The sequence below is a fragment of the Imperialibacter sp. genome, assembly GCF_040222815.1.
Lineage (GTDB): Bacteria > Bacteroidota > Bacteroidia > Cytophagales > Cyclobacteriaceae > Imperialibacter.
Genome location: NZ_JAVKCH010000042.1, coordinates 130,877 through 138,697 on the forward strand (window position 1 = coordinate 130,877; position 7,821 = coordinate 138,697).

General features: G+C 47.7%; 8 protein-coding genes. 2 read left to right on the forward strand and 6 right to left on the reverse strand.

Translation table 11 applies throughout. The features are described 5' to 3' along the window. Positions 1 to 5: 5 nt before the first annotated feature. From RIF36_RS22795 to RIF36_RS22810, 4 genes are read right to left on the reverse strand one after another with little or no spacing between them, the layout of a single operon-like run. Positions 6 to 1,160 (reverse strand): DUF4350 domain-containing protein, encoded by a 1,155-nt coding sequence (locus RIF36_RS22795; protein WP_350119012.1) that lies wholly within the window; start codon positions 1,158 to 1,160, stop codon positions 6 to 8. Beyond that, positions 1,157 to 1,849 (reverse strand): hypothetical protein, encoded by a 693-nt coding sequence (locus RIF36_RS22800; RefSeq protein WP_350119015.1) that lies wholly within the window; start codon positions 1,847 to 1,849, stop codon positions 1,157 to 1,159. Before RIF36_RS22800 ends, RIF36_RS22795 begins: the two co-directional genes overlap by 4 nt. Continuing rightward, positions 1,833 to 2,714, reverse strand: coding sequence for a hypothetical protein (locus tag RIF36_RS22805; RefSeq protein WP_350119018.1), 882 nt, complete (start codon positions 2,712 to 2,714; stop codon positions 1,833 to 1,835). The genes RIF36_RS22800 and RIF36_RS22805 overlap by 17 nt, the downstream gene beginning before the upstream one ends. Next, a complete protein-coding gene (locus tag RIF36_RS22810) occupies positions 2,695 to 3,660 on the reverse strand; it encodes a stage II sporulation protein M (RefSeq protein ID WP_350119021.1) in 966 nt (321 codons plus the stop codon). The genes RIF36_RS22805 and RIF36_RS22810 overlap by 20 nt, the downstream gene beginning before the upstream one ends. A gap of 44 nt (positions 3,661 to 3,704) precedes the next feature. On the opposite strand from RIF36_RS22810, the gene RIF36_RS22815 reads away from it, so the two are divergent. Further along, positions 3,705 to 4,403: an RDD family protein gene (locus tag RIF36_RS22815; RefSeq protein WP_350075597.1), complete on the forward strand. Its 699-nt coding sequence runs from the start codon at positions 3,705 to 3,707 to the stop codon at positions 4,401 to 4,403. Between the two features lie 48 nt (positions 4,404 to 4,451). On the opposite strand, the gene RIF36_RS22820 is transcribed toward RIF36_RS22815, so the two are convergent. Further along, positions 4,452 to 4,628: a 2-oxoisovalerate dehydrogenase gene (locus RIF36_RS22820; protein ID WP_350119024.1), complete on the reverse strand. Its 177-nt coding sequence runs from the start codon at positions 4,626 to 4,628 to the stop codon at positions 4,452 to 4,454. Positions 4,629 to 4,902: 274 nt separating this feature from the next. Beyond that, positions 4,903 to 5,868 (reverse strand): MBL fold metallo-hydrolase, encoded by a 966-nt coding sequence (locus RIF36_RS22825; protein WP_350119027.1) that lies wholly within the window; start codon positions 5,866 to 5,868, stop codon positions 4,903 to 4,905. 128 nt (positions 5,869 to 5,996) lie between these two features. Here RIF36_RS22825 and RIF36_RS22830 point away from each other — a divergent pair, with 128 nt between their 5' ends. Then, positions 5,997 to 7,682, forward strand: a complete 1,686-nt coding sequence (locus tag RIF36_RS22830) for a M14 family metallopeptidase (protein WP_350119030.1) — start codon at positions 5,997 to 5,999, stop codon at positions 7,680 to 7,682. Positions 7,683 to 7,821: the final 139 nt, after the last annotated feature.

The following is a 7,821-nucleotide window of genomic DNA, read 5'->3' on the forward strand; positions in this document are numbered from 1 at the left end:
ATTGTTCAACTCACTATCCTGTTGAGTTTTTCAGCCAGCATCACCAGCTCGTTGCCTTTTATCTGTTCCTTTTGCCTGATAGCGATCAAGGCCGCCAACGTAGCGTTGATCTCTTCAACAGGTACCTCGCTTCGCACCGACAGCATGTGGTTAAAATGTTCAGTCGGCTCAAAGGTTAAATAATATTTTTCCTTTACCCTGTGTATGAAGTGCCTGATCATCTTTTCTGCGAGGTTTTTGTGGTTGCCTTCCTGAAAGTAGAGATTACCCAGCGTTTTCACATAAGTCAATGAGGTGTTTTCTGGCGGTGTCATCACTGGAATGGCTCGTTGTCTCCTTCGTGTTTCGATGATCAGAAAGACCAGCAACGCTACCAATCCCAGGTAAAGCGCCCACTTAAGTGCCTCCTGCGAAAGTATATACCGTAGCGGGGTTTGAACTTCGGGCCGGCCTAGCTGGTAGAAGTAGTTGATCTGGGTGCGCTGCTCAGGGAGGAGGTTCAATATGCTCGCTGCAAACCGGTAGTTGTCCTGATAGAGCAACCCGAAATTGGTGAAGATTAAAGGTGAACTACACAGAATCAACTCGCCCTCACCAATTGTCTTTTTTATCACCAGGGGCTGGCTGTTTTCATCGGTGGCGATGATTTCCCATTTGTCGGCTTCAACTTCCTCAAACACCGCCTGTATCATCTGTCGGGGGTAGCTTGCTGAAGAGGAATCTGTGTGGCTGATTAATTGAATCTGATCTTCACCGAATATCTCCTCATTGACGAAGCTGTAGTTGAATGCCACCTTCAGACCCAGGGAATCGAGCCATGCCTGGGGAAATTGATGGGCTGCCAAAAAAACGGAGCTACCTGCGTGCAGTATCTCATTGATGCTTTCTTCATCGGTCGGGCTTAGCGCCATTTCCTGCGCCAAAACGACAACATTTTCATTGTCGGTGTAAAGCTGTGTAAAGTTGTAGTAGCTGGTTTCCAGTTCGGGAAAAATGTCAGGCAGCCTTTTTCCCAGCACAAAACCTCCAAATGGATTCTTGTCATCTTCATGAAAGGTGATTGTCCAATCGAGCGGCTTGGGTGCTGTGTATTGCACGACGACATAGCCAACAAAAAGGCCGATAAAAACCCAAAGAAAGATTTTGTCCTTTTTGTTCATGCCTTTTTCTTTTCCAGGTCAGCCACGGTTGCCTTGCATAGCTGAACGTCGGCCTCGTCCGGCTCAAATTCTCCGTACCAGGTATACTCAAACACCTGCTTAAGCTGAATAAACTTTGATTTTTGGTCTCCACTCAACTCACTGGCGTAGTTGGCGCCAGTTTTCCAGGAGCGAATCTTCAGCAGGTTTTGGTCGCTCAGGTTCGTCAGGCCTTTCATATACAAATACCGAATGGCCATTTTAAGGTCGCCAGCTTCCAGTGCCTCATTGATGAGTTTATTGTAATCAACCTGTTGGCTACCTCCGTACACAGTAAATGCTGAACTTCCGGCTTCATTTGATCTTGAAAAAACGGACCCGTATTGCATTTTGATAACCAGGTAGGCTGCACCAGCAACCACAGCCACAAGAAAAAGTAACCAGAGGATTTGGCCTATGTTTTGCCCGTTGGGCCCACCAAACAACCTGCCGATCAGGCTAAAAATCCAAAGCCATAATTGATCCCACAGCGAAATGCCTTCCGGTCGAAGATTGACGTAGTCAAAAGCTGGATCGGCTTTGTAACCTTCCATAGCCACCGGGTCAAAGGCTCTCTCTCCCGCTAACCGTCTGGCTTCGGCGTACAGCGTGCTACCGAACGCTATGCAGCTTGAGATAACAGCAAACGCCGCTTTACTGAATATTTTCAAAGTCCTCAATTTTGTTGATCAAGCCAGGGGCGCTGTTTCGTTCTGCCAAATTGAAATACTGAAAGCCGAGTGCAATCAGCGGGATGGAGTAGGACAAGTAGCCTCCAACTCCCAGGATTACCATGCTGATGGCCATGTACCAACTTGAAAAAATATTGGTGAAGGCAGTAGGGTCGGTGTTGATTTTGTCCACCACGCCCACCAACTCAAACATGTATACAGCGTAAAACGGCACCGAGAAAATCATCGATACCACGTAGGAGATCATTACAGAAATGAAAAGCAGGCCAAATGTGCTCCACCATTTGTCCTTGATAAGGGTGAAAGCTCTTTTGTAGGCTTCCCCCGGACTCACTTTCTCGAAATAGAGAATAGGAATAGCCAACGACAGTACCACGCCGAAATAGAGGGCTGGTAGAAAGAAGAAGAAGACTGAAATGAAAAGAGTTATGCCCACAAGAATGCTCAGTAGGAACGTGGAACCAAACCTGCTCAGGGCATTGCGCAGCACGTCCATGGCACTAAACTCCGACGCTTCTTTTTGACTATAAAGCTCCATGAAGGCATATGTTGTAAGCGATAACATAATGCTGGCAAAAATGGACACCAGAAACATGACAAAGTAATTGGTGAAAAGTGTGGGGAGATCATCCAGTATAGCGGGGTTCTCTGGGTTGGCGGACATGCCCATGAAAAACCCCATAAACTGTTTCATCACTATGCCCATGATGAGGGCAGTGGGGCCAGCAACAAAAAGCAACGTGGTAAAAAGCTTTTTGAAGTTTGCTCTTATGAATTCGATGGTCGCATTCAGCTTCTGACCGAAGTCACGCATTTTGTACAACTCAATTTTTGGCGTGGTCATGAGGGTTGGTTTTTAGAGGCAAATAGAAAAAGTAGAATAGAATGAGCAGCAGCGACAGGCTGATGATCAAAAGCTTCAGGTAAAGTGGCCATTCGGTATGTCGGGTAACAAACGACTCAATAAATCCGGCGACTATGAAGAAAGGAAACAAGCCAAGCACTACTTTAATCGCCTGCTTTGCGGCTCGTTGAAAAGAATGAATTCGGGGATAAGTGCCGGGAAACAAAAAGCCATTGCCGAGGACAATGCCTGCGGCACCTGCCACGATAATGGACCAAATTTCGATAGTGCCGTGAAGCCAGATGGTGAGGATGGTATCGTCGAAAAGCCCTTCTTTGAAAAAGAGGTAGTGAAAAGCTCCGAGCATCACGCCATTTTGGAACAGCACCCAGCCAGCCCCAACACTAAAGAAAAGGCCGAGCGCAAAAGCCACAAATGACACCCGGATGTTGTTGGAGGTAATGGCCATGAACATGTAGTTGCCGTCCATCGAACTGTAAACGCCCATGGGGTCGCCTTCTTTGATATTGTTCAATGTCATGTCCACATAGGCATCGCCCAGGATCAATCGTACGAAGGTTTCGTCGTTGGCAGATGACAGGGCTCCTATAGAAACACCCAGCGCCGTGATGAGGAAGGCAATGAGGATGTATTTGTATGACCTCCGGATCTCTAAAGGCACCTCATATGCCCAGAATTTACCAAAACGCCCTTTCTCCTCCTTCTTGTTTTTATACACGATGGTATGCACCATCAGTGCCAGGGCATTGAGATAAGTGAAAAGTTTGGTGTTGGGGTAATTCGCTTTGGCAAAGGCAAGGTCTTCGGTGAGGTGGATGTAGATAAGCGAAAGTTCGTCGGAAGAAAGTGTACCAGTATTTGTCAGCTTTGACTCAAATTCATTCCATTTAGCCTGATTATTTTTTACAAATATTGACTGCTTCATTATCTTCCGCCCAAATATGCGTTAACATAATCACTAGAAGGGAAATGCCCAAATTTGTCACCAGTCAGAATATAGAAATCGATCTTGAGCTGGCCAGCCTTGGCGAACGCATACTGGCTTTTCTGATTGACATGTTTGTGATTTTTGTATTCATGGTGCTGTGCTTGTGGATCATTTCCTCTGGCTTTGACCGACCGGAGTTCTATTTCATTCCATGGGTGCTGGTCATGTTTTACTCCCTGCTTTTCGAGTCGCTTTTTCAGGGGCAAAGTATTGGCAAAAAGGCTATGAACATCAAAGTGGTGAAGGCCGACGGCAGCCCGGCCGGCATTGTAAACTACTTACTCAGGTGGGTACTCCGACTCGTAGATATTTACTTCATGAGTGGAGGCGTAGCTGTCATCACAATCATCGCCACCAAAAACGGGCAAAGGCTCGGCGATCTGGCGGCTGGCACGGTGGTGATCAGACTGCAGAAGGAGGTTTCTAATGCAGATTTGATAGCGAAAGTGGATGAGAATCATCAGGTGACTTTTCCAACCGCCAGGGTGCTGAATGATAGTCAGATTGAAATCATAAGAAATGCGCTGAACCTGCGAAAGGAGGGCCTCAACGATCAGGCAGTGATATTGGTGTCGCAAAAAATCAAAGGGCTGTTGTCCATAGAAACCCCGATGCCTGATGTGAAGTTTTTGTACACGGTAATTGCCGACTACGAGTACATGGCGGCTAAGGAGATGTAGAACGAAAGTAAAGAGTTACTATCTGAGGGAGCGCAGATAGTAACCTCTTTACTTTCGGCGCACAATTTTGGGAGCATCGACTTCGAAATGACAATGGATGGCTTCACGGATGTTGGCCTTTAATTCATCCATGTCGTTCCCATCTGTGAAGATAGAATGACCCAGGGCTTTTGCCTCAAATCCTCCTTCAGGTGATTCTTCGACTATGAAAATAATCTCGGTCATATGAGGTTTTTGTATGAAGGTAACGATTTCAGTTTGTCTGAGTGATCAAAACATTGCTTTAGTTTGGCTTGTAGGTGTGAAAGCTAGTCCTTACGCTGAGATAAAACTCACAAACATTTGATCTGCCAAGTGCCCGGTTCAGGTGACACAGAAGGTAAGATTAAGAATGAAAAGTAAAGAGGTTACTATGTGCAGGAGCGCACATAGTAACCTCTTTACTTTCACGGAAATTCTTTAGCGTTCTTTTTATCAAACACGGAGAGAATACGACTTTTTACTCATCAAGAGCAAAAACATCCCCCTCACTGGCCACACCAAATCCCTTTGCTCTCACACTCTGCCTCACTTCTTCATCCCAAATCAGCGGGTTGGTATGATTGAAATGAATAAAATGCACCTTGCTTCTTTCATTTTCGGGCAAGTCTTCAAATAGCACCATCGATTCCTCTACAAAAGGGTGGGGCACCTCGCTCATGTCCCGGTCGATTTCTCCATTGCGAAAGAAGGAGGCGTCTAAAAAAGCTACATCGGCTGACGCCACCACCTTTCGGATGTCTCTGTCCCACTTACTCCATTTGTCAATATCAGGAATGAAGATAATGCTCTTACTTCCGCTCTCAATGCGGTAGCCCACGGTTTCCGAAAACTCATCCCTGTGCGGGACAAGAAAAGGAGTAATGGAAATCTCAGGTGACAATTGAACCGTAGAGTCTGCCACCAACTTTTGCAGTCCAATATTACCGAGGCTTACGAGCTGGCTCCAGGGACCATTCTCTGTCAAGTAAGACCGCATCACAGGCATGCCGTAAACAGGCACATTGGCAGCACCCATGATCTCCCTTCCCAGTTCCATCAAACCGGTATAGTGACCTACGTGTGCATGGGTGAGAAAAATGCCATCGGGAGCTGTTTTGTTCAGTCGGGCCTTCTCATTCAAATCGTGCCATTGGCTTTTGAAGTCTGGCGTGGCTTCGATCATCCATACTTTGCCGACCGCTCGGTCAACTATGCCGAGGCTCACAACCCTTTCTTCTTTGTGCTCACCCGACCAATAGCGCCGACAACAGGCTTTTTCGCAACCTGCCTGAGGATAGCCTGCGTCCTGCGCTACGCCCAGCACAACAATGAATTGATCAGGCAATTCGGTGGAGGTCTGTTTAATTGAGTTCTCGGTGCACGAAGAGATGATCATGCTGATCAGCAGAAGGAGCGCTACCTTGAAAACTTTCGGGCGTATCATGCTTCAATCTAGTGAAACATTCTAAATGTAGGGTTGATCGTTCAGCAATGAAACCTCCCTTCCATCACATTCCCTTTCAACGGCTCATAGGGCGTCGGTATCTTATTGCATCAATCAAACCGAAAGCCATGTTTAAAAAGTTGCTCCTCATTACCATCCTCGTAGCCACCGCTCAGTTCACCCAGGCACAGAAGGAAGATCCAAAAAATCCAAATTGGGCGAAGTATCACACCACTGCCGATGCTTACTATTTGCTCCAGGAGTGGACCAAAGCCTATCCGAATCTGACCAAGCTGTATTCAATAGGGGAGACACTGAAAGGCACTCAACTGATGGTGCTGGAAATCACCAACAAAAGCACAGGAGCCGCTGAAGACAAGCCAGCTTATTATTACGATGGCAATATCCACGCTGGGGAGCTTACGGGGGCCGAAGTAGCGCTGCACTACACCTGGCTGCTGCTCAGCAGCTATGGCAAAGACCCACGCATTACCAACCTGGTTGATACCCGCACCATCTACATCCGGCCCAAGTTCAATCCCAATGGGGCTGACATTGCCCTCACGACTCCTCATGCACTGCGCAGCACACCCCGCCCTTATGACCAGGACAACGACGGGTTGCTTGACGAAGACCCGGGCAACGACCTGAACAAAGACAACCTCATTACCGATATGCGGGTGAAGAACCCAACCGGTAAATGGAAAATCAGCCTGGAAGATTCCCGCATTATGGTGGAAAGAGAGCCCAACGACGTGAGTGGCGACTTCTATGACATGTATGACGAAGGTATTGACGATGACAACGACGGACTGTACAACGAAGACGGCATTGGTGGCATCGACATGAACCGGAACTTCCCCCGCAACTGGGGACTGGAGTCGGAGCAAAGGGGAGCCGGGCCCTATCCGCTGTCGGAACCGGAGACCAGGGCTACCATTGAATTTCTGAGTTCTCACCGCAATATCACCGGCATTTTCCATGGACATACAGCGGCCGGGTTTCTTTACCGATTGCCTTCGACTACCAATTGGGACAACTTCAATATGGCCGACCAACGCCTCATCCTTGAGCTGTCGGATAAGTATGCCACCACTACCAGCCAGAAGGTGGTGCCCAGCTATAGCAACCCACGCCTGCATCGTCATGGCACCCTGATCAGCTGGGGCTACTGGGATTATGGTGTGGTAGGCTTTGTGCCGGAGTTTTGGGGCGCCTTCCAGGCCGACGCTAATAAAGACGGCCGGGTGACTGACCTGGAGCGCATGCAATGGAACGATGCCGAGCTCGACGGCAAAGGCTTTGTGAACTGGCAGTCTTACGATCACCCGCAGTTGGGTAGGGTAGAAATAGGCGGCTGGGACTACAAGTTTACCCGCCAGAATCCACCCACCAAATACCTGAAAGGCGAAATAGAAAAATATGTGGAGTGGATGCTATGGCTGGCAGAAACCAGCCCTGAGATTGCCGTTTCGCAACCGAAAGTAGAAGTGCTGGAAAAAGGCAAGCTGGTGAAGGTGAGCCTCACTGTAGAAAATGATGGTTACCTACCGACCAACATCACCGAACGGGCCATAGAGCTGGAGATAGCCAAGCCGGTAAGGGCGATTGTGGAGCTAAGTGGTGCCGAGCTGGTTAGTGGCAAAATGAGGACAGACTTAGGAAACCTGGCTGGCCGCAGAGATGGGGAAAGTGCAGAGCGTACCAAAACGGTGGAGTATGTATTCAAAGTAACAAGCAGTGCTCCTAAAGTCACTATCACCATTGATTCAGAAAAAGGAGGGAAGGTGAAGAGGGAGATTAGTCTTAAATAAAGGTTATGTTCAGTTAAGTGTGTCATTTTTTAAAAGTTGGGTTCAAGTCTTTCGGGATATGTCATAGTTAGTATACTTATCACCTTGGTCCATGATACCGGTCTGGACCATTTCTTTTGAACCTTCGAACTGACTAAAT

What these genes read in the sequence shown, in the direction of transcription:
- RIF36_RS22795 (WP_350119012.1), bottom strand. Translation starts at nt 1,160, where the DNA reads ATGAACAAAAAGGACAAAATCTTTCTTTGGGTTTTTATCGGCCTTTTT.
- RIF36_RS22805 (WP_350119018.1), bottom strand. Translation starts at nt 2,714, where the DNA reads ATGACCACGCCAAAAATTGAGTTGTACAAAATGCGTGACTTCGGTCAG.
- RIF36_RS22810 (WP_350119021.1), bottom strand. Translation starts at nt 3,660, where the DNA reads ATGAAGCAGTCAATATTTGTAAAAAATAATCAGGCTAAATGGAATGAA.
- RIF36_RS22815 (WP_350075597.1), top strand. Translation starts at nt 3,705, where the DNA reads ATGCCCAAATTTGTCACCAGTCAGAATATAGAAATCGATCTTGAGCTG.
- RIF36_RS22820 (WP_350119024.1), bottom strand. Translation starts at nt 4,628, where the DNA reads ATGACCGAGATTATTTTCATAGTCGAAGAATCACCTGAAGGAGGATTT.
- RIF36_RS22825 (WP_350119027.1), bottom strand. Translation starts at nt 5,868, where the DNA reads ATGATACGCCCGAAAGTTTTCAAGGTAGCGCTCCTTCTGCTGATCAGC.
- RIF36_RS22830 (WP_350119030.1), top strand. Translation starts at nt 5,997, where the DNA reads ATGTTTAAAAAGTTGCTCCTCATTACCATCCTCGTAGCCACCGCTCAG.